The sequence below is a fragment of the Saccharothrix texasensis genome (genome assembly GCF_003752005.1).
Taxonomy (GTDB): domain Bacteria; phylum Actinomycetota; class Actinomycetes; order Mycobacteriales; family Pseudonocardiaceae; genus Actinosynnema; species Actinosynnema texasense.
Map to the genome: position 1 here is coordinate 3,062,366 of NZ_RJKM01000001.1, position 20,695 is coordinate 3,083,060.

Annotated in this window: 17 protein-coding genes; 8 read left to right on the forward strand and 9 right to left on the reverse strand. The window is 71.1% G+C overall.

The window, feature by feature from the left end:
- Positions 1–54: 54 nt before the first annotated feature.
- The 3 genes from EDD40_RS12220 to EDD40_RS12230 all read right to left on the reverse strand — a co-directional run bounded on the left by EDD40_RS12220 (position 55) and on the right by EDD40_RS12230 (position 6,435).
- Positions 55–1,587 carry a non-reducing end alpha-L-arabinofuranosidase family hydrolase gene (locus EDD40_RS12220; RefSeq protein WP_123743010.1) on the reverse strand — a complete coding sequence of 511 codons (1,533 nt, stop codon included), beginning with the start codon at positions 1,585–1,587 and terminating at the stop codon, positions 55–57.
- 724 nt (positions 1,588–2,311) lie between these two features.
- Positions 2,312–4,312, reverse strand: a complete 2,001-nt coding sequence (locus EDD40_RS12225; RefSeq protein WP_123743011.1) for a hypothetical protein — start codon at positions 4,310–4,312, stop codon at positions 2,312–2,314.
- Between the two features lie 284 nt (positions 4,313–4,596).
- Complete coding sequence (locus EDD40_RS12230; RefSeq protein WP_123743012.1) at positions 4,597–6,435, reverse strand: tetratricopeptide repeat protein; 1,839 nt, start codon at positions 6,433–6,435, stop codon at positions 4,597–4,599.
- A gap of 393 nt (positions 6,436–6,828) precedes the next feature.
- Here EDD40_RS12230 and EDD40_RS12235 point away from each other — a divergent pair, with 393 nt between their 5' ends.
- Complete coding sequence (locus EDD40_RS12235) at positions 6,829–8,529, forward strand: M14 family zinc carboxypeptidase (protein WP_170185040.1); 1,701 nt, start codon at positions 6,829–6,831, stop codon at positions 8,527–8,529.
- 3 nt (positions 8,530–8,532) lie between these two features.
- Here the strand turns inward: EDD40_RS12235 and EDD40_RS12240 are convergent, their stop codons facing one another.
- Positions 8,533–10,077 carry a tetratricopeptide repeat protein gene (locus EDD40_RS12240; RefSeq protein WP_123743013.1) on the reverse strand — a complete coding sequence of 515 codons (1,545 nt, stop codon included), beginning with the start codon at positions 10,075–10,077 and terminating at the stop codon, positions 8,533–8,535.
- Between the two features lie 53 nt (positions 10,078–10,130).
- Here EDD40_RS12240 and EDD40_RS12245 point away from each other — a divergent pair, with 53 nt between their 5' ends.
- The 4 genes from EDD40_RS12245 to EDD40_RS12260 all read left to right on the forward strand — a co-directional run bounded on the left by EDD40_RS12245 (position 10,131) and on the right by EDD40_RS12260 (position 14,320).
- Complete coding sequence (locus tag EDD40_RS12245; RefSeq protein ID WP_123743014.1) at positions 10,131–10,706, forward strand: hypothetical protein; 576 nt, start codon at positions 10,131–10,133, stop codon at positions 10,704–10,706.
- 197 nt (positions 10,707–10,903) lie between these two features.
- Positions 10,904–12,097 (forward strand): DUF6357 family protein, encoded by a 1,194-nt coding sequence (locus tag EDD40_RS12250; RefSeq protein WP_123743015.1) that lies wholly within the window; start codon positions 10,904–10,906, stop codon positions 12,095–12,097.
- The gene (locus EDD40_RS12255) at positions 12,094–12,918 is read left to right on the forward strand and encodes a DUF6357 family protein (protein ID WP_123743016.1); all 825 of its coding nucleotides are present in this window, start codon (positions 12,094–12,096) and stop codon (positions 12,916–12,918) included. The genes EDD40_RS12250 and EDD40_RS12255 overlap by 4 nt, the downstream gene beginning before the upstream one ends.
- Positions 12,919–13,057: 139 nt before the next feature.
- The gene (locus EDD40_RS12260; protein ID WP_123743017.1) at positions 13,058–14,320 is read left to right on the forward strand and encodes an SGNH/GDSL hydrolase family protein; all 1,263 of its coding nucleotides are present in this window, start codon (positions 13,058–13,060) and stop codon (positions 14,318–14,320) included.
- Here the strand turns inward: EDD40_RS12260 and EDD40_RS12265 are convergent.
- The gene (locus EDD40_RS12265) at positions 14,317–15,315 is read right to left on the reverse strand and encodes an IS481 family transposase (RefSeq protein WP_123747970.1); all 999 of its coding nucleotides are present in this window, start codon (positions 15,313–15,315) and stop codon (positions 14,317–14,319) included. The genes EDD40_RS12260 and EDD40_RS12265 overlap by 4 nt on opposite strands.
- Before the next feature lie 768 nt (positions 15,316–16,083).
- Between EDD40_RS12265 and EDD40_RS12270 the strand changes: the two genes are divergently transcribed.
- Positions 16,084–17,082, forward strand: a complete 999-nt coding sequence (locus tag EDD40_RS12270; RefSeq protein WP_123743018.1) for a hypothetical protein — start codon at positions 16,084–16,086, stop codon at positions 17,080–17,082.
- Positions 17,083–17,227: 145 nt separating this feature from the next.
- Here EDD40_RS12270 and EDD40_RS41640 read toward each other — a convergent pair whose 3' ends face one another.
- The gene (locus tag EDD40_RS41640) at positions 17,228–17,401 is read right to left on the reverse strand and encodes a hypothetical protein (RefSeq protein ID WP_170185041.1); all 174 of its coding nucleotides are present in this window, start codon (positions 17,399–17,401) and stop codon (positions 17,228–17,230) included.
- Positions 17,343–18,023 carry an outer membrane protein assembly factor BamD gene (locus tag EDD40_RS12275; RefSeq protein WP_148088769.1) on the reverse strand — a complete coding sequence of 227 codons (681 nt, stop codon included), beginning with the start codon at positions 18,021–18,023 and terminating at the stop codon, positions 17,343–17,345. Before EDD40_RS12275 ends, EDD40_RS41640 begins: the two co-directional genes overlap by 59 nt.
- Positions 18,024–18,125: 102 nt before the next feature.
- Between EDD40_RS12275 and EDD40_RS12280 the strand changes: the two genes are divergently transcribed.
- Positions 18,126–18,389: a hypothetical protein gene (locus tag EDD40_RS12280; protein WP_123743020.1), complete on the forward strand. Its 264-nt coding sequence runs from the start codon at positions 18,126–18,128 to the stop codon at positions 18,387–18,389.
- Positions 18,386–18,556, forward strand: a complete 171-nt coding sequence (locus tag EDD40_RS41645; RefSeq protein ID WP_170185042.1) for a hypothetical protein — start codon at positions 18,386–18,388, stop codon at positions 18,554–18,556. Before EDD40_RS12280 ends, EDD40_RS41645 begins: the two co-directional genes overlap by 4 nt.
- Before the next feature lie 183 nt (positions 18,557–18,739).
- On the opposite strand, the gene EDD40_RS12285 is transcribed toward EDD40_RS41645, so the two are convergent.
- The gene (locus EDD40_RS12285) at positions 18,740–19,210 is read right to left on the reverse strand and encodes a barstar family protein (protein ID WP_123743021.1); all 471 of its coding nucleotides are present in this window, start codon (positions 19,208–19,210) and stop codon (positions 18,740–18,742) included.
- On the reverse strand, positions 19,207–20,682 hold the full coding sequence (locus EDD40_RS12290; RefSeq protein WP_123743022.1) for a ribonuclease domain-containing protein: 1,476 nt from the start codon (positions 20,680–20,682) through the stop codon (positions 19,207–19,209). Before EDD40_RS12290 ends, EDD40_RS12285 begins: the two co-directional genes overlap by 4 nt.
- Positions 20,683–20,695: the final 13 nt, after the last annotated feature.

Sequence of the window (20,695 nt, forward strand, 5' to 3'; positions counted from 1 at the left end):
ACCCGGTGAGGGGTGGAGCGCCGGCCCGGTTCGAGTCGACTTCGCGTCAGGCGATCAGCGCTGGAGCGTCAGCACGCCCGGTCGGTAGGGCAGCAGGCCGTAGTCCACGCCGTTGGAGCGAGGGTCGCGGCCCTGGTAGAGCAGTTGCAGGTTGCAGGGGTTGATGGTCTTGGTCTGGTCGGCGGTGGTGCGGATGAGGTCGCCGTGGCTGATGTCGTTGGTCCAGCTCGCGCCGCTGTTGGCCTTGCCGGCGAAGGGGTTGGACTCGGTGGCGGCCTGCGGGGTCCAGGAGCCGCTGAGGCTGCTGGAGGTGAAGGACCGGAAGTAGCGGCCGTTGGAGCCGATGGCCTCGACGATCATCAGGTACTGGTTCTGGCCCTGGACCTTGTAGACCTCGGGCGCCTCGAACAGGTTGTTCGTGGTGTCGCTCATGATGGTCGTGTAGGAGGAGCCGAAGCTGCCGGGGAAGTTGCCCAGGGGCATGACCTGGCGGTAGATCTTGCCGTTGTCGCCGGCGAAGAACAGGTACATGTTCTGGCCGTCGCCGATGAGGGTCTGGTCGATCGGCCCGGTGCCGGAGCCGGAGATGCTCGCCGTCGACAGCACCTGCGGCGAGGACCAGCCGTTGGGGTTGGTGGGGTCGCTGGAGGTGCGGTAGGTGAACGCGGTCCCGCCCCACTGGTAGGCGAGCACCCAGATGTTCTTCGGGGCGAAGTAGATCAGCGTGGGCGCGACGGTGCCGGAGTTCATGGCCTGCTGCGGCGCCGAGGCCATGTCCGACCAGTTGGTGAACAGCCCGAAGTTCATCGACCCCCACGACGAGCCCATGTCGTGCGTGGTGCCGTAGACCAGGTGCTTGCCGTTGTAGGGCACGTAGGTGAAGTCCTTGAGCGAGACCCACCCGGACCTCGGGTTCGCCAACGACCCGGTCGACGACCAGCGGTAGGTCGACGGCAGCGAGCACGTGCCGGGGTTCGAGGTCGTGGTGGTGGTGGTCGTCGGGTTCGTCCCGCCGCCGACGCGGACGAGCTGCCACTGCTGGTTGGCGCCGCCCCAGTCGCTGTACTGCACGACGTTGCCGCCGTCGGCGGTGGACGCGCCCTGCACCTCGACCGCCTTGTTGCTGTTGCGGTTGACCAGGCGCACGTAGCCGCCGTCGGAGTCGGCGAGCCGGAACTGCTGGTTGGTGCCGTTGCCGTCGGCCCACTGCACGATGTTGGCGCCGTCGGCGGTGGAGAAGTTGTAGACGTCCAGCACCTTGCCCGACAGCCGCGACTTCACCCGGTAGTAGCCGCCGCCGGAGTCGACGAACTGCCACTGCTGCTGGTTGCCGTCGTTGCGGGTCCACTGGGTGATGCGGGCGCCGTCGTTCGTGGCCAGGTTGTAGACGTCCAACGCCTTGCCGCTGTTGCGGTTCACCAGCACGTACCAGGCGTTCGTGTCGACGGTCGCCGCCGACGCGGGCGCCGCGCTGAACGCCGCCACGAGCCCGCCGAGCAGCACGGCGACGACGGCGGTGACGCCGATCGCGCGCCGTCTGGGGGCACGTGGGTCGGCGGTGGTCGGGTGATGGCCTGATCCGGCCATGGGCGGGCTCCTCTTCGTCGAGGTGGGGGACAAACCGCGGCACGGGCACGCTCGGACGACCGCTTGCGCCGAGTGGTCCATCACGTGCCCTCTGAACGAACGACGATTACGTCGGCGTGGACGACTCGAGGACCGAAAAGGGGCGCACGGACTGAGGCGCCACTGCCGCGGGTGCCGATCGCATTCACCAGACTGTGAAGGATGATTTCCGCGCGGTCAAGACGCGACGAAAAAGTTTCGCCCGGTAATCAGTCGACCAACTGCGACACATTGTGGACTGCTAAAAACAACGCCGAAAATTTAGCTCCACCGACCCACAACCGCCCAGGTCAGACCACTCGCCCCGCCGAGCCCGCAGCACCGTCGCGCCAACGCTGGAACTGCTAAACTTTAGCGCCGCTAACCGCCATGCCGCCACTTCGCCGACGCTACCCGAACACGTCCCGACGATACGCCCACCACAATGCCGCGCACCACGCGCCGGCCCGAGCCGCGATCGAGTCCTGCGCCGCGCCCCGACGGATTCGGCACCCCGCAGCCGACGACCCGTGACCACCGCCCGCGCGGTGAGCTGCTCGACGCCGAGTGCGGCCTCACGGACGCGTTGCCGCGGTGGGGGCACGGGGACGCTCACCCACTGCCCACCCACCAGGAAGCCGATGCCGCACACGCGACCAGAGGTGCGTGTGCGGCATCGGCCGGCACGAGGGCGATCGGCCCGCGACTACGCCCGGTGGGGGCGGTTCAGGGGCACCGCCTTCGGGGTGGGCAGCGGAGCCCGGACCGACGCGGTCGAGGCCGAGGACGTCGGCCCGTCCAGGAAGAACGTGCCGACGACGTCCACCAGGACGTGGGTCGAGCCGTGGTTGTTGTAGACGTGGAACCCGTTCTCCGGGCCGATCATCGTCTGCACCGCGTTCGGCACGATCGCCCCGGCGGACGGGTTGAGGTTGGACGTCTCGGGCCGCTCCAGCCCGGTGTACCCCGCCGGCCACACCGTCAGGAACGTGGACGCGGTCGGCGCGACCGCGGTGACGTTGGTCGCCAACGCCCACGTCGCGGCGCCCGCGACCGAACCCGGCGCGACGATCGTCGCCGTGGCGCCGTGGCCGAGCGCGGACGACCAGCCCAGGCCCTCGCGCGTGTCGGTGATCCGCTCGGGCACGACCGGCTCGAAGCGCAACCCACCCGGCAACGTGCTGTCGTCGTAGAAGCCCACGATGTCCACGATGACGTGGCTGTCCTGGCTGGTGTACACGCCGATGGACGGCGCGTTCGACCCACCGCAGTCGGAACACCTCATGGTCGGCACGACCGCGAAGTTCGTCACGGTGTTGTCGGCCCCGTAGTTCAACGTGGACGTGGCGGGCAGGCCCGGGCCCCAGCCGTTCCAGGCGGTGACGTAGCCCGGCGCACGCGTGTCGGTGACGGTGATGTTGACCGCGAAGGCGCGGACCGTCCAGTTGGTGGAGGAGTCCCACGACGCGGGCACGGTGACGAAGTAGCCCGCCGGGAGCCGGCCGATGCCCCACTCGCGGGTGTCGGCCAGGCGCACCGGGCTCGCCAACGGCTGGTACTGCCCGCCCTGGTAGCTCGGCCGGCCCTTGGAGTAGAAGCCGTTGATGTCGGCGACGAGGTGCACGGCCGCGCCGTGGTTGTACAGGGTGACCGCGCCGTCCGCGCCCACCTTCACCGTCACCGAGTTCGCCCCGGTCCACCCCCGCGTGTAGTTCAACGACGACACCGTCGGCCGCGCCACACCGGTCGGGTAGACGGAGATGTGGCCCGCGCCGGACGGCTCGGTGACGGTCACGTTCAGCACGACCGTGGACGCCTCGACCGGCACCCCGCCCTGGCCCGTCAGCTGCAGGCGCAGCGACTGGCCGGAACCGACCACGGCCCGCGGCGCGCCCTGACCCGAACGGGTGTCCAGCACGCGGTGAGGCGTCACCGGGAAGTAGGTGCCCCGGTCACCGCGGGCGTCGTAGCCGTTCAGCTTCAGCAGGCGCCTGACCGAGCCGCCGAAGGAGTCCTCCGGCAGGGTCAGCAGCGCCGTCTGCTCGCCCTTCCCGAAGGCCGACGGCGTGACGGTCAGCGAGCACTTCTGCCCGTAGGAGAGGGTTCTGCCCGAGCAGGTGTCCGCCGTGATCCGGAACGAGCCGGGGTTCGCGCCCGACAACGCCGCCGTGCCGAAGGTCGACGGCAGGGTGCCGTTGACCTCGACCGGCACCTCCATCGGCGTGCCCGTCCGCCCCCACGGCTGGTCGCCGAACCGGAGCTGGTAGTCCCAGCTGTCGACGGCCCGGTAGTCGAGGGCCGACCGGAACCTGATCTGGCCCTTGGCCGTGCGGTCGGGGTTGGCGCACCGCATCGAGTAGTCGGCCGCGAACGTGGTGAACTGGCCGGTGGCCTCGTCGTAGCCGACCTCGTGGACGTCGAGCGTGCCCGAGCCGGGCCCGGGCGCCGCACACCCCCGCCCGTCGCCGCTGATGTTGAACACCGTGATCGAGTCCAGCGGCGAGTAGGACGTCGCCGTCGGGTACGACCGGCCCGCCTCGAACCGCGTCCCGTTCGGCGGCGAGACGTCGAAGTGGTGCCAGTGGCCGGTGACGTACCCGTGCATCGACAACGCGTACCCGTTGGCCGTCTGCTGGTAGACGTTGACCGTGCTGCGGGACGGCTCGTAGGAGAAGCTCCCGTCCACGTCCCAGCCTTCGAAGTGCACCGTCAGAGCCGTGTGCGGCGCAACCGGCGGCCCCGCCGCGACCGCTGCCGGCGCCCCCACCACCAGCGTCGTCCCCACGAGAAGCGCGGCGGCGCAGGCTCTGGCGCCACGGAAAGTGCGCACGAAATTCCCCCCGGTGAAGTGGTCGCGGCAGAAACAATGCCCGCGTCCCGCGCAGAATAAGCAACCGCCGCCGGCCGGGCAACAACTGCCGATGCCCCACCTGGACACGTCCGGGAACCCGGACCCGCGCACCCGGAGTGCGGTCCCACCGGAGCCTCGGGTCAGCCCAGTCTGGCGGAGACAAGCTCGGCTTGAGCGGTGCGGTTCTGCGCGGCATAGAGGCTGAGCGCCCGTCGCCACTGCGTTGTCGCCGCAGCCACGTCCACGGCGGCGTAAGCATCTCCGAGGCTCGCCGTGGCGTCGGCTTCCTTGTAGGTGTTCTGCAGGAACCGGAAGCCCGCCACCGCCTCCTGGTAATGCGCCACGGCACGGTCGTGGCGACCGGTCATGTGGTCCACGTACCCGAGGCAGGCCGCCGCCTCCGCAACGCCGTACCGGTTGCCGTGCAGGCGCTGCATCCGCATCGACTCCACGCCGAAGTTCCGGGCCTCCACGTGATTGCCCACTCCCGCCTGCGCCCAGGCCGCGGTCGTGAGACCGAGCGCGGTCCTCAACGGGTTCCCGAGCCTCCGATACCGGTCCAGGGCTTCGAGCGCGTGGACGACCGCTTGACCGTGCCGGCCGCGGCGGGAAGAGTTGCGGGAGAGCGTGCGCAGCGTGGCGGCTTCGCACGACAGGTCGACGCCGCGGGCCAGGCCGATGGCCGCGCGGAGCCGGTCCTCGGCCTCGTCGAACCGGCCCAGCCGGGAGCACGCCTGCCCCATCTGCCGGTGCGCCCAGGCCAGGCGGTGACGGTCACCCAGGCCTCGTGCGGCTTCCAGGGCGGTCGTCCACGTGTCGTAGTAGTCGTGCAGGCGTCCCTGCCAGCGCTGGAAGTCCGTGAGGTGCCAGGCCAGGCTCCAGGCCCGCTCGTACCACTTGCGCCGCAGGGCCTCCTGCTGCACGGCCAGCAGGTTGCGGTGTTCCGCGCCGAACCACGGCAGCACGTCGGATGCGTCGATGCCGGCGGCCGGACCGTCGGTGGCGGACGCCGTCTTGTACGGGGACAGCAGGAGGTCCGCCGCCCGCGCGGTGCTCAGGTAGTGGTCGACGAGACGTCGGAGTGCGGCGTCGTCCCCACCGGCCGACTCCCGGGCGTACAGGCGGACCAGGTCGTGCATCCGGTAGCGGCCCTCGTCGACCCACTGGACGAGATTCATCGTCTCCAGGCTGTCCAGCAGCGGGACGATGTCGTTCGCGGGACGGTCGGCGAGGGCCGCCAAGGCGGTCACGTGGAGGTCCTGCCCGGGGCTCACGGCCAGCAACCCGAAGACCTCACGTGCCTCGTCGGCGAGTGCCGCGGCCGAGTTGGCGAGCACCTCGCGCACGCTCTCCGAGCCGTCCTTCGTCTTCATCGCCTCAAGTCCTCGGGCCGCCAGCTCCCGGGCGAGGGCGGACAGCGACAAGGTCGGGCGGTCGATCGCACGCCCGGCCGCGATCAGCAGCGGCAACGGCCACTGCCCGCAGCGCCGGGCGATCTCGGCCACGGCTGCGGGCTCGGCCACCAGCCGGTCGTCGCCCTCGGGCAGCGACCGCTCGAACAGGGCGCCCGCCTCGACGACGCTCAGCGCGTCCAGCCGTCGCAGGCTGAACCCGCTGATCCGCAGGCCGTCCAGGTGGGCCCGACCGGCCGCGATCAACGTGGCGTGCGACGAGCCCGGCAGCAACGCCCGGATCTGCTCCGGGGACTCCGCGTTGTCCGCGAAGACCAGCACCCTCCGCCGGCCGAGAACCGTCCGGTAGTGCTTGCCGAGCTCGTCCGGATCCCGGGGGATCGACTCGTCCGGCTCGCCGAGCGCCTCCAGGAAGCGGCGGAGCACGGCGCCGACCGTCGGTCGGACCGCCGACGCGTCGGGACCGCGCAGGTCCACGTACAACTGGCCGTCTTCGTACCGGTCCCGACGCGAGTGCGCCCAGTGCAGGAGGAGCCCCGTCTTGCCCGTCCCACCGATACCGCTCACGTACGGCGCGTGCCCGTCGGCAACCACCTGTTCGAGCCACCGCAGCTCCGCGGACCGCCCGACAAATGACGGAGGCCCTTTCGGCAACTGCGCGGGCCTACCCGGCGGGTGCCTGGGAACCGAGATGTGGACGCCACCCGTGATCCGCCCCGCCTGCACCGCGATCCCGACGGACTCGGCATCGACCTTGTTGCGCCATAAGGCGGCGTCATCACCGGCCCTGTCCACTCGCCAACGGTAACCCACCGGTCCGGCATCACCGCGCCGCCGGCCGCCACCGGCCACGAGGTCCTTAAGGGCAGATTTCGCGTTCCTGTCGTGATCGACAGCTTCCGCGCCCGCAGGGGCTGGGAAGGTGATCGGACCGCCGCTCCCCTGCCCAGGAAGGATCCGATGAAGCGAAACCGATCACGGCTCGCCCTGTTGTGCGTGGCCGCCGCGCTCGTGGCCACCGGTCCGGCGGCAGCGTCCCCGGACGACCGAGACCTCCTCTACGAGGTGCACGCCCCGCTGGGCGCCGAGCAGGCGCTGTTCGCCGGCGGCTTCGACGTGATGGAGCACCGCGAAGGCGACAGCCTGTTCGTGCTGGGCGACTCGACCACGGGCGTCGCGCTCGAACGGGCCGGGTTCACCGCCACCGTCGACCAGGTGCTGCCCGAGCCGTCCGCCGGGTTCACGGCCACCGCCGACACCTTCTTCGGCGGCTACCACACGGTCGACGCCCACCGGCAGCACCTGGACCAGGTCGCCCGCGACCACCCCGACCTCGCCACCGTCGTCGACTACGGCGACTCCTGGCGGAAGACCCGGAACCGCGGCGGGCACGACCTGCTCGCCATCTGCATCACCCGCAAGCGCACCGGTGACTGCGCGCTCACCCCCGACGCGCCCAAACCCCGTTTCTTCGTCATGGGTCAGCTCCACTCCCGCGAGCTGACCACCGGCGAGGTCGCCTGGCGCTGGATCGACCACCTCGTCGGCAGCACCGACCCGGAGGTCGCCGCCCTGTTGGACACCACCGAGTTCTGGGTGGTGCCCGTCGCCAACCCCGACGGCGTGCAGAACGTCCAACAAGGCGGTGACTCGCCCGTCTCGCACCGCAAGAACGGCAACGACACCGACCACCAGGGCACCACCTGCGGCACGGTGTCGCACAGCCACCACGGGGTCGACCTCAACCGCAACACCGGCTCGAACTGGGGTCTGCAGAACGCCTCCGACGGGCAGTGCGACCAGACCTACCGCGGCACCGGGCCCGCGTCGGAGCCGGAAACCCAGGCGTTGCAAGCGCTGTGGCGTTCCCTGTACCGCGACCGCCGTGCGGCCGATCCCGCCCAGCCCGCGCCCACCGACACGACGGGTCTCGTGCTGTCGCTGCACAGCTACGGCAACTACGTGCTGTTCCCGTGGAGCGGCGGCGCGCCCGACCGGCGCACCGGCAACGACGCCCCGCTGCGCGACCTCGCACAGCGGTTGGCCGAGCTGGCGGGCCCCGGCTGGCAGTACGGGCAGTCCGGCCAGGTGCTCTACTCCGCGTCCGGCACCACCGACGACTGGGTCTACGACGACCTCGGCGTCGCCTCCTTCGTGTGGGAGATGGGCCCGCCGCCGGAGCAGGCGTGCGGCGGTTTCTTCCCCGCCCACTCCTGCCAGGACGGGTTCTTCTGGCCCAAGGCGCTGCCCATGCTGCTGCACTCGGCCCGCCACACCGCCGCCCCCTACGCGCCGGTGCCCGAGCCGCCGACCGGCTGCGCCACCCGGATCGACGACACCGACACCCCGATCGTCACCCGCACCCCGCCGGTGACCGTGAGCCTCACCGTCACGGGCTGCGCCGGTGACGCCCGCTCCACCTCGCAGGTCGAGGTGCACTTCAAGAACCTGATGTACTCCATCATCACGCTGGACCTGATCGCCCCCGACGGCACCGCCTACCGCCTCCAGCACCAGCGCGTGAGCACGCTGGCGGACCCCGGCGGCTCGTTCACCGTCGACCTGTCCCGCGAGTCCCGTGACGGCACCTGGCAGCTGCGGGTGCACAACGTCATCTGGGTGGGCCCCGGCGACCTCGACCGCTGGAGCCTGACCCTGTAACGCCTACCAGGAGGGATCGCCGCCGCCACCACCACGCACCACGCCGGCGGCGATCCCCCTGGTGAAACCGCGGAGTCGGTCGTGAAGGCCGGGCACGTCGAGCCGGGCCGCCAAGCGGTTCATGGCGCGCACGTGGTGCGCACGCCGCGCGTCGGTGGTGACGTGGGTGAGGTGGGCGTGGGTCCAGGCCTGGGAGTAGCGGTCGTGGATCGACTCGTAGAGCTCCAACGCCTGGCGGTAGAGGGCGCCGGCGGCGGCGTTGTCCGATTGGCGGAACGCGATCCGGCCCAGCCCGTTGAGGGTGTTCGCTTCACCCAGCACGTCACCCACCCGCTTGAACAACGGCAAGGCCTGGTCGTACCGGACGCGGGCGGTGGCGTCGTCCGACTCGTCGAACGCGATGTCGCCGAGCCGGCTCAGGGTGTTGGCCTCGCCCAGCACCGAACCGACCTGCCGGTACAGCGGCAAAGCCCGGTCGTAGAGGGCACGGGCGGCGGCGTCGTCCGACTCGATGAACGCGATGTTGCCGAGGTCCTTCAGCGTGTTGGCTTCACCCTGCACGTCACCCAACCGCTTGAACAGCCGCAGCGCCTGGTCGTAGCGGGCGCGGGCGGTGCCGTTGGCCGACTCGCGGAACGAGAGCCGGCCGAGGTTCACCAGCGTGTTGGCCTCGCCCAACACCGAGCCGACCTGCCGGTACAGCGGCAGCGCTTGGTCGTACAGGGCACGGGCGGCGGCGTCGTCGGACTCGATGAACGCGATGTTGCCGAGGTCCTTCAAGGTGTCGGCTTCACCCAGCACATCACCCACCTGCCTGGACAGCGGCAGGGCCCGGCCGTGCAGGGCTCGGGCGTGGGCGTGGTCGCCGCGGGTGAAGTGCAGCTGGGCGAGGGCCCGCGTGGTGCGGGCCCGCAGTGCGGGGTCGGCGGTGTGGCCGAGGGCGTGGTGCCCGAGGTGGTGGTCGCCGAGGCCGGTGCACCGCTGGAAGTCCAGCAGGTCGGGCACGAGGGTGGCGTAGTCGGGGATCGTGGGCAGGGCCGTGCGGATCAGGTCGACGAGGTTGCCGAACTCCGGCACCGTCTCCGCGACCGCCCGTGCCCCGTCGGCGAGCCCGATCCGCGCGGCGCGGGTGGTGAGTCGTCGTGCGGGTTCGAGGAGCAGGCGCAGGGTGTCCGGGCCGGCGGGGTGGTGGGCGCGGACGTGCTCGCGCAGGGGCGCGAGGCAGCGGTGGCGGTGCTCGTCGTGGTGGATCATGGCGCGCTGCTCCAGCTCCACCAGGCCCGCCGCCATGACGTCGGGCAGGTAGAGCCCGCTCCGGTCCGCGGGCCACCCGTCGGGCAGCAACGCGGCGGCGGACAGGGCGGTGCGCGCGGCGGGACCCAGGCGGTCCCAGGAGAGTTCGATCGAGACGGGCAGGCTGGACGTGCGGTCGGGTCTGGCGCCGTGGTGGAGCAGGTCGGTGCGGGTGGCCCGCCACGCCGCCGCCAGCACGCCCAGGGCTCCGGTGGTGTCGGCGAGACCGGCCAGCAGCGTGATCGCCAGCGGCACCCCCGTCCAGGCCGGCCACCAACGACGCCAGGTGCGGGTCCCGGTGCAGGTGCGTGCCGGCCACCTCCAGGAACAGCTCGACCGCCACCGACGCCGGCAACGGCCCCACGCGCACCTTCACCGCCCCGGCGCCCGCAGCGGGCACACCACCGCGTGACCCCACCCCCACCGCCACTCCGCCCAACGCCCTCAGCTGGCCCAGCAGCTCCACCGCGCCCGCCGGGTCGGTGTCGGTCAAGGTCTCGAAGTTGTCCCACACCACCACCGCCGGGCCCGAGGCCAGGAACTCGAGCACCCGGTTGCGCACGTGCTCGCCGAGCGGCACACCGAGGGCCAGCGCAGCCTTGTCCATCACCGCGCCGGCCGACGTGACGCCCTCGCAGGACACCAGGAACCGGCGCGACCCGAACGCCGCCTTCACCGCCGGGTCGTCCAGAGCGGCGGCCAGCAGGGTCGACTTCCCCATGCCCGGCCCACCGGACACCACCACCCACCGCTGCGAGCACCACCCGCGCACCACCGACGCGACCTCCCCGGCACGCCCCAGCACGAGTCCGGGCACGGGCGGGGGCACCGGCGCCGACCCACCGGCGCCGGCCATGTCCAGCACGACGTCCCCGCCCGCCTGAACCACGAGCGAGCCCGCCGAGGCCACCGCGCTCTGCTCCACAGCGCCCACCGCCTCGTCACGACCACCGTCCGCGCTCGGACGACCACCCGGGAACCGATCCACCTACGACATCCCGCGCCGGCCCCGCCGCGCAAGGCACAATTGCGGACTCCGACGCAGTGCGCCCCGGCGCGACCGAACACACCGAGGACGGCGATGCGACCACTGACCTTCAGCGACGGGAGAGGCAACGCGCAGCAGTGGCTCCCCGACAGTCCTCAGTCCGCCCTCGACGCGTTCCAGGACTTCCTCGCCCGACACCGCGGTGACGACAACTCGTCGTTCCGCATCGAGGACGAGGAGAACGAAGAGGCGCTGGTGCTCCGACTCGACGCCGGGACCGTCTGCCGGGTCAAGGGGACGCAGGACCCGCGGGCCGAGTACCGCCTCGTCGGCAACGACGGCGCCCACCGCAGGCACGTGCTCATGTTCGTCCACGGTGGCTTCACCGCCCTCGACGACCACGGTCCCTGGCTGCCGGACGCCGCAGCCCTCGGCCGGGCACGTCTCCGCGTCGAGTTCGACGGTTCCGTGCTGCGCCGCACCCACCCGCGCGAACTGCGCCGTCGGTTGGAGATCCTGACCCGCGTCGACGGGCGGGAGCCGATCACCGTCGACGACGTCACGCGCTTCGGCTTCGGCAACGGCGGCGGCGACACCGTCAACGCCTGGTTCACCGCGGGCGGTCGCGGCCTGGTGGTGACTTTCGACCACACCAGCGCGCTCAACGCCACCGACGACCCGCAGGCGCAGGCGGCGCTGTACGACGGCGTGCCGCCCGACCTCCTCGCTCTGGTGAGGGACGTGCCGGGAACGGGCACGACGCTCGACGTCCCGCATCCCGACGGCGGCACCTCGGTCGCGGCCACCGGCGTCTTCACCTTCTCCGGTCCCTGCGCCCTGGCGGACGGCCTGGTGGCCCGCTTGCAGGCCGCACAGCTGCGCATCGAGGACACCGGGGTCGGCCGGCTGGTCGAGAACTTCCTGACGATGGGGGACTTCACCCCCGCTGCGGTCGCGGAGTCAGTGGAGTGGTGGAGCGCCGAAGCCATCGAGCGAGGCTTCGCCGCGACCCCTGGGCAGGAGGAACCCGCGCCACTCGACCGGAGGGCGACCGAACGCTTCTGCCGGCTCTGGGCCGACTCCGGGTACAACGACCGCTGGGACGTGCACTACGTCCTCTTCGACGGCGACACCGTCGAAGAGGCGGGCGAGGCCCGGGACGAACTCCTCGGGGTGATCCGGACGCTCGGACTCCAGCGCGTCGACGCCCCACCGGGGGCCGCGACCGGCGAGGTGTGGGTCCGCACGGACCCCCGCATCGACGCCGAGCTGGGGCACTGGTCGTGACCGGGGGCGCGGGCGAAGTCCTCTTCGCCCGGGAGAACGGCTGGATCCCGCAGGTGATCCGGGTCGACGGCGAGCTCGAGCTCCGACTCGGCGCCGGGGCCGACGCCAACCACGACCCCCGCACGTTCCACGTCCCGCTCTCCGAGGCCCACCTCGACGTGATCCGGGGCGACCTGACCCGGCACTTGCTGCTGTGGAGCGCGATCCTGCCCTTGTGCACGGCCGCCGGCACCCGTGGCCCCCTCGACGAACGCGCGGCGGTCGCGCTGCTGGACCCGGTCCTCTTCGGCACGCCCGACGACGTCGAGTCGTTGTTCCGGGACATCCCGTGGGACAAGCGGCAGCTCATCGCGCACGGCGCGGACGTCGGGATGCTCGACCGCGGCCAGGTGCTCGCCGCGCTGCGTTCGGCGACCGAGCAGTCCGACTGGCGTCGCGTCCACACCTACGACGCGGACCGCGACCGCGCCCGCCGCGGCGTGCGACTCACCCCGCTCGACGCGGCGCTCCTCAAGTACACGGGCCGCTACCTGCACGGCGGGCGGATCCCGACCCGCGAGCCCGACGCCGTCGATCCCGACCTGCTGCCCGAGGTCATGCGGGTCATCGCGACCGCCGAGCAGGCGTGCGCCGGGATGGGGATCTCCCCTGATCGGCGAGCGGGCCGGAACCACTCGAACAAGGACAGCGAGTGGACCCGGATGGAGCGGGCGGTCGACCACGCGGTTCGCCGCGCCTACCCGGACCTCGTCGACGACGCGGTGCGCACCGTGAGCTTCCTGATGTGCTCCGAAGCCGCCGCCCGGGCACGAAGGTCCTGAGGTCCTCGTCGTCGCCCTCCACCGCCCACGGACCACGCGCCCTCGTCAACGACGTCCCGGGATTCTCCTTCGGTCTTGACCGCCGGCAACCGACGTGAACCAATTTCACGTCAGATCGGCCGTCAACGAGGAGGTCGTCATGCCCCTGCTTCGACGCCCGGCGCTGACGACGGCGCTCGCCGTCGTCCTCGCCTGGTCCGGTGTCACCGCCGCTGCCGCCGAACCCGCTCCGACAGCCGCCGCGCTCCCCACCGCCGCCGTCGCGATCGGCGACAGCTTCATCAGCGGCGAGGGCGCCGGCGCCTACCAGCCGGTGACCGACGTCAACGGCGTGCTCCAGGGGTTCCCGGGCTGGTCCGCGCCGAACGACAACGCCTTCTTCTGCCACCGGTCCGCCAACGCCTCCCTGCACCGGGCCGACCTGCCCGGCATCCAGGCCAGGTTCAACCTCGCCTGCTCGGGCGGGCAGCCGCACGACGTGCTCAACCCGTCGGGCAGCCGGACCAAGGGGCGCGCCGTCGCCTCCCAGCTCGACCAGCTCCGCGCGGTGGCCACCACCCACGACATCGACCTGGTCCTGGTCGGCCTCGGCTCGAACAACAGCTCGTTCACCTTCGGCGACGTGGCCACGCTGTGCGCCAACCGCTTCATCGCCGACGCCTGGACCGGGTGGTGGGAGTTCTGGGCCTACCTCGGCGGCCCGGTGCCGCAGGAGCCGTGCGCGGTGTCCGACCTGGCCACCGAGGCGGAGATCGCGTCGGCCACCGCCGAGACCACCGCCGCCCTGCGGTCCCTGCTCACCACCCTCGCCCAGGTCGACGCCGACGGCCGCCACCGCATCGTCTTCCAGGACTACACCAACCCCCTGCCGCTGGACCTCGCCGCCCGCTACCACGAGGAGGACGGCCGCAGCGACACCCGCGACAAGTTCCGCGACCTGGGCGCCGAGCGCTACGCCGCGGGCTGCCCGGTGCACCGCGCCAGCCTCGCCCCGGGTCACGTGTTCTCCGCCCGGTTGGGCACCGTCGTGCAGGGCGCGCACGCGGCCCTGTCCGCCGAGTTCCCCGGAGCCGACCTGGTCTACGTCAACGTGCAACGCGCGTTCGACGGCGCGCGGCTGTGCGAGCAGGACGGGAGCCCGGCCAACTCGCTGGCCACCCCCATCCGGCTCCAGGACGGCCCGAGCGGCACGTTCGTCACCAGCCTCTCCGGCAAGGACAAGCTGGACGTGCAGCGGATCGCCAACACCTGCGTCACCTACTTCCAGACGTGCCAGGAGTCGTGGCACCCGAACGCCGCCGGCCACACCGCCCTCGGCCGCTGCCTCACCGGCGCCGCCACCGCCACGACCCGAGCCGTGACCTGCGCCCGGGCCGCGGACGGCACGATCACCGTCGGCTAGCTGTTCTGTCCTGTGAGGTTGGGGACGCGGGTGGTGGGTGGTTGGCCGCCCAGTGCGGTGTGGCCGCGGTGGTGATTGTAGGTGTGCAGCCATCGTGGCAGTGCCGCTCGTCGTTCGGTTTCGCTGCGGTATGCCTCGGCGTAGGCCCATTCGTCGAGCAGGGTTCGGTTGAAGCGTTCGACCTTGCCGTTGGTCTGGGGTCGGTAGGCGCGGGTGCGTTTGTGGGTGATGCCCGCGTCGGTGAGGGTGTCTCGCCACAGGTGTGAGCGGTAGCAGGAGCCGTTGTCCGTCAGCACCCGCTTCACCACCACCCCCGCCGCCTGGAAGAACGCCTGTGCCCGGGTCCAGAAGGCGCTGGCGGTTTCCTTGGTCTCGTCGGGCAGGATCTCGGTGTAGGCCAGCCTGCTGTGGTCGTCCACGGCGTTGTGCAGGTAGGAGTAGCCGAGGTTGGGGCGGCCGTGAACCTTGCGCGGCCTGGTCGGGTCGCGGTGGGCGGAGCTGTTGCGCCCGCCGGCCCGCCGGCCGTGGACTTTATGGCCGCCGCCGTCGGGGATGTTGCCGAGCTTCTTGATGTCGACGTGCACCAGGTCGCCGGGTGCGACGTGTTCGTAACGTCGGATCACCCGGCCGGTGGCGCGGTCCAGGTGCGCCAGGCGGGCCAGGCCGAAACGGCGCAGCACCCGGTGCACCGTGGAGGGGTTGAGCCCCAGCAGGAAGGCGATGCGGGCCGGACCCCACCGCCGCGCCAGGCGGACCTTCACGATCCGGCGTTCACGGCGGGTGGGCAGCCGGCGCGGGCTGCGGTGCGGTCGGCTGGAACGGTCGACCAGGCCCGACTCGCCCAGCTCGCGGTAACGGCCGGCCCAACGGGCGGCGGTGCTCGGCGAGACCTGGAACCGCTCGGCCGCCCGCCGCAACGGCCAGCCCTCGTCCACGACACACCGGGCCAAGCGCAGCCTGCCCACCGGAGTCAGCGGTGCGTTAGCGTGGGTCACGAGGGCCTCCGTCGGCTTGGTGTAGACGTCGCAATCCACACCGAACCCGGAGGCCCTCCCTCATTCCAACATCATCCGACTACGTGTCCCGGTGTCCACAACCTCTCAGGGCAGTACAGCTAGCTGTCCGACCCCGCCCCTCACCGATGAGGGGCGGGGTGCGGCGGAACCTCACCGCTGCGCGTCCGCCGCGCGCACGCGTTCGTGCTGGGGATGTACCCATCCGCGTCGCGCATCAGGTGGACGCACCTCGAGACCAGACCAGGACGCCGGCCGTCGCCGAAGAACGTGGCCGTTACGGACCGGCGAAAGACCAGGTCGAGCGGGTGAACCGGTAGCGCCGCTCCGTCGGCCGGCTGCCGGAGCGGGAAACCCCAAACCGGCCGGACACGTCAACGGCAACTCCGGCGCGCCGACCGACAGCGGGTGCTGCGCCCACCGGGCGTCGACACCGCCCAGGCTCGAATGATCGACGCCCTGCTCTCCCGATCAGCCCGCCCTTTGGCCGGCACATGCGCCCTCCTGGAACACAAGCCGTGAGTTTCTCCTGTACGGGTGCCACCAAATTGCCTGCGGATTCTTGGTCGTCGATCCGGAAGCGCTCGGCACGAGGTAAGTGCCCTCCACTTCTCGCACCCGGCGTGAGAGGTAACCTCCTACTGTGTGACACCCATTGTGGTGAAGTCGCACCTTCTAGCCACGACAGGTGACGGATGCTTCACACCTTCGGGTGTCTTCTTGCCAAGCTGACCAGGGGGGTGTGGACGGGTGCGGGTAGCCCTCCAACCGGCAACGCTCGAAGGCGACGTGCTGCAGCACTACAGGGACACCATCGAAAAGCCGGTGGTCTTCGACGACCACGCCGATGTGTTGGACCCGGCCGTGCTGTCGAACTTGCATCGGTTGTTCCCCGAGGGACGAGCGCGCATGTGGGGCGTGACGCCCGGCGACGGTGATGCGAACGTGGGCAAAGTGGCTCGTCTGCGGGCAGGCGACTTCGTCCTCTTCTACGGCCGAGGGGTGCTGTACCTGGCCGGGACGGTGGCTTTGCGCTGGCACAACCGTGCGCTGGCGGCCCGCTTGTGGACCTACGACCGCAGGCCGGTGCCGCAGACGTGGGAGCACATGTATGCCTTGACCGACGTGCGCCAGGTGCAGATCCCGATCGACGAAGTGCGTCCACTGCTCGGCTGGGGCCCACGCGCAGTGGTGCAGGGCTTCAACATCTACGACGGGGGCAAGGCCGCAGGACTGCGGGAGCTGTGCAACCTGGCCCTTCCGGATGAAGGAGTCCTCGATGAAGGAACCTTCGAGCCGGATGCGCTGCCACCACCGCACCAGCCGTTCGACGGACCTACCGACGGTGCCCGCGAAGGTGCCGTCCGCTTGGAGCAGCAGCAGTTCAAGCGACGTCTCGGCGAGATCGGCGGAGGTCGTTGTGCCCTTTGCGACAGACCTCTGCCCCTGAGCCTGCTGGTGGCGGCGCACATCAAGAAGCGCGCGAAGTGCTCCGAAGAGGAGCGGCTCGATTTCGACAATGTCGGCATGCTGGCTTGCGTCTTCGGCTGTGACGCCCTGTATGAGCGGGGCTATGTGTCCGTGAGTCCGGCCGGTGACATCATGATCAGCGCCAAGGTTGCCGAGTTCACCGAGGTCGAAGCGATGGTCCAAGAGCGACTGAAGGGTCGACGGACCTCCTGGTGGACACCGGAACGCGACCGGTACTACCAGTGGCACAGGACGCATCGGTTCCTGCGGATGCTCTAGCCCGCCCACGCGGATCATCCGCCGACCCGATCACAGCACTTGGCGATGACGGTGACCACAGGCGCCCGTTAGAGCCCAGGCCCTTCGTCTCCGCCTGAAGGCACACCGCCGGACCCTGTCGCCGGGTCCGGCGGTGTGTCCCGGATCAGTTCTTCCGCTCCACGTACAGGCAGTACAGGTCGGGCCCGCCGGCGGTGGCGTCGAACTGCTTGACCAGCTCACCGCTGAGCTCGAACTCGGCGAGCAGGTGGTGGGTGCCCTCACCCAGGCCGACGGCGAACAGGGGCCGCCCCGGCGGGCGAGTTGCAGGCGTCCGCACCGGTGCCGGGCGCGTGGGACTCCGGGCAGGTCGTGCACGGCGGCAGGGTGAACTCGTGCGCGGTGGAGCCCGCCAGCTTGATGGTGATCGAGCTGTTGACGGTGTTGTAGAAGGTGATCGTGATCGGGCCGCCCGTGCCGAGGGGCGCGGGCACCTGCACCTGCGCGTCGGTGCCGATGGCCACCTGGGCGGCGATCCGCGCCGACTGGGCCTGCGGCAGGTCGCCGTGGTCCGGGAAGGTCCGGATGAACCGGTCGAGCGTGGTGATCGAGGTCGACGCCTGGCCGTCGCGCAGCTGGCTCAGCGCGCAGTCGAGCATGGCACCCGGGTACTGCTCCTTCGCCTGGCCCACCACCTTCGCAGCGGCCTTGTCGGTCAGGCCCGCGAAGTAGGCGAGGACGTCCACCGCCTGGCACGGCACGCCAGCGGCGAGCGGCGCGGTGGCCGCCGCGTAGAGCGCGTCGAACGCCGCGGGCACCTCCTCGGCGGACGGCGTGTCAGCGAACTCGTCGCCGAACGACTCGTCCTCGGCGAGCAGGTCGCGGTAAGCCGGCCAAGCTCGGTCGTCGCGCCGACTGCGGTCCCGGCACCACACCGGGCGGGACCGGAACCGATGCCCCACCGTCCGCGACCCCGATGCGCCCGGCTCCTCCCACGACGGCGTCGACTCCATGTCGGGCGACGGGCAGGACTACGACAACTCCCTCGCCAACGACCGGGGCGGGTGCGCGACAACGTGCGCAACGAGGGACACCATGACGTGGTCGTGCACGGTTCGTCCGACGGCTGGCCGATCCGGCCCCTGGCCTGCCACAGCGGCAACGACGTGGGCTGGGCGCAGCACGTCGCGGACCGGCTCGGTGTACCGGTCATGGCCCCGGTGGACGCGGTCGGTGTGGCTCGAAGGCCGGATTCCGTCGCCAGGGTGCGCGGACACGAGCCGGGCGCGGGCCGGCGCTGGTTCCTGCCGAACCACAGTGGGAGTTGACCGACGGGGTGTGGGTCTGGCGCACCGACTCGATTCGGCACCTGGCCGCGCACGGTCTGCCGATCGACCCCGATTTCCTCGACCACGTCCGTGCTCACGACTACCGGGCGGTCGATGACGTCGAGGTCACCGACGAGCTCGAGACCGCACTCCTGCGGTACTACTGACCCTGCGGGACCTGTCAGTGGCCCCGGTCGGCGCGGTGTCGACCGGTTGACGGCCTCGGCCCGCGCGGGCGAGGGGGCGGGTCACGGGTTGGTGGCTGATGGACCGGTCACCAGCGCCGCGCTCCGCTCCCCCTCGTCCACTCCCCCGACCCATCGCCTCGCGTGGTCGGCTTGCGCGGTTCGTCAAGGACGGGTGGTGAAGGCGGTGCCGTTGGCGGTCAGGGTTCGGGCGACGCGGCCGGTGGGCGGGGCTTGCAGGACGAACTGGAACGGCACGGGCGCGGCCGACTCCGCTGACGCCGCCAGCACGCCGAGGCCCGTGGCCAGGACCTCGTCCGCCTCGTCCGCGAGCAGGTCGTCGGCGTCCTCGACGACCAGCAGGTAAGCCTCGGCCGGCACCCAGCTCAGGTCCGACAGCACGTCGCGCAGCGCGTTCCAGTTGCCGCCGAAGTGCGCGGGGAACTGGAGCGCCGCCGCCATCTCGTCGAACAGCGCTGTCGCGGTCCGGCAGCGGGTTCCCCTGATCCGGCGCACCGCCGCGGTCCGCCGTTCGAGGGTCAGCTCGACGGCGGACTTGCCGAGGACGGCGTGGCTCGCGCCGGTCAGGTGGAACGACGGCGGTCCGGCGCGGAGAAGATCGGCGAGCCCGCTCATGCGATTCTCCTGAAGGTCTTGTAGTGGTCGTTGGTGTAGTACTTGTTGCCGTCGGAGCCGACCACCACCCGCTCGCCGCCCCGCTCGTAGGTGAAGGTGAACGGCCGGATGTCGTATTCGCGGTAGTGGATCTGCGCGTTGGTGGTGTTGTCGACGACCGGGAGGATCATGGCGCCGCCGGAGTTGTTGAAGTTCATCCCGCCGACGTAGCGGTCACGGACGACACCGGCGGGCAGCGGCGGCAGCGTGTGCTCGTTCAGCGGTGGCAGCGGCTCGGCGATGGCGCTGATGTGCGCGAAGAGCACCGGTTGGCCGATCGGGCCGAAGTGCACGTCGCTCGTCGGCACCGTCGTACCGCCCCACACCGGGTCCGCTGACACGGTCGCGTACCTGAGGTTGGCCAAGGACTGGCCGCCGGCTCCGTTGAGGAAGAAGTCGGTGTTCTGCCCCGAGTCGGCGATCGTCTTGAGCAGCTTGCCCGCCAGCGCCGTGTTGCCCTGCAGGGCGGCTTGGCCGTGCAGGGCGGGCCCGCCTTGCGGTGCGGTCGCGCGGCACGCGTCGAGCACGTCGAGCAGCACGGCGCCCACGGCCGCGGCCTCCGACAGCAGCTTCGGCACCTCGGTGGGCACGTCGGCGGCGACCAGCAAGGCCTTCAGCGCGGCCGGATCGGGTTGCAGCGCGAGGCCGCTTCGCAGTGCCGTCAGCAGCTTGGTGGTGCCCGGGTTCTCCCGACCCATGGCGGTGAACAGGTCATCCGGGATCTTGTTCACCTGCGGGGCGCCGGGACGCCCGTTGAGGGTGGTGATGATGCTGTCGACGTCCAGCAGCCGGCCCTTGATCGCGTCGACGCACCGGTCGACGGTGACGAGCCGGCTGTCGGGCATGTGGTTGTCGAGCAGCGCCGCCGGTCTCGGTTCGAGGATCTGGCTGTTCGCCAGCAACCAGAGGTCGGCGGTGAGGGGGTCGGTTTCCACGACGATCCCGCCGCGGAACCCGGCGGCGAACTGCTTGATCGCCGCCATCCGGGCGACCGGCCGGCGTGAGGTGGCCAACTGGTCCCGGAGAGTCGCGATCACGCCTTGGATGCGGTTTTCCTCGGCCGTCAGCTTGACCGGGTTGTTCTGGAGGCTGTCCCTGATGTCGTCGACCTCGTCGGCGAGCGCCACGGCCAGCCGGTGCACCTCGTCGCGGTCGAACACGATCTCGGCGATCACGCTGTTGGTGATCACCTCGTCGTCGTCGCGGTCGACGCTCTTGCCGAACGCCGCCTTCAGCAGCGCGTCGGCGTCCGTCCTCAGCTTGGTCACCCTCTGCTGAGGGGTCAGCGGCTTCGCCTTCTGCTGCTGCGGATTCGTCCCCTTGGTCTTGGCCAGGCCCGGCTGGGCCGGGTTCTTCGGCGCGGTGTTGGACGGTTTGGTCGGCTTGCCCGCGGCGGGCTTCCCGGTGGTCGGCTGGCGCTTCTTCGGCGGCATCGCTGGTCCTCCT

Coding starts and splice junctions, on each gene's coding strand:
- EDD40_RS12220 (WP_123743010.1), bottom strand. CDS start 1,587: ATGGCCGGATCAGGCCATCACCCGACCACCGCCGACCCACGTGCCCCC.
- EDD40_RS12235 (WP_170185040.1), top strand. CDS start 6,829: ATGAAGCGAAACCGATCACGGCTCGCCCTGTTGTGCGTGGCCGCCGCG.
- EDD40_RS12250 (WP_123743015.1), top strand. CDS start 10,904: ATGCGACCACTGACCTTCAGCGACGGGAGAGGCAACGCGCAGCAGTGG.
- EDD40_RS12260 (WP_123743017.1), top strand. CDS start 13,058: ATGCCCCTGCTTCGACGCCCGGCGCTGACGACGGCGCTCGCCGTCGTC.
- EDD40_RS12285 (WP_123743021.1), bottom strand. CDS start 19,210: ATGAGCGGGCTCGCCGATCTTCTCCGCGCCGGACCGCCGTCGTTCCAC.
- EDD40_RS12290 (WP_123743022.1), bottom strand. CDS start 20,682: ATGCCGCCGAAGAAGCGCCAGCCGACCACCGGGAAGCCCGCCGCGGGC.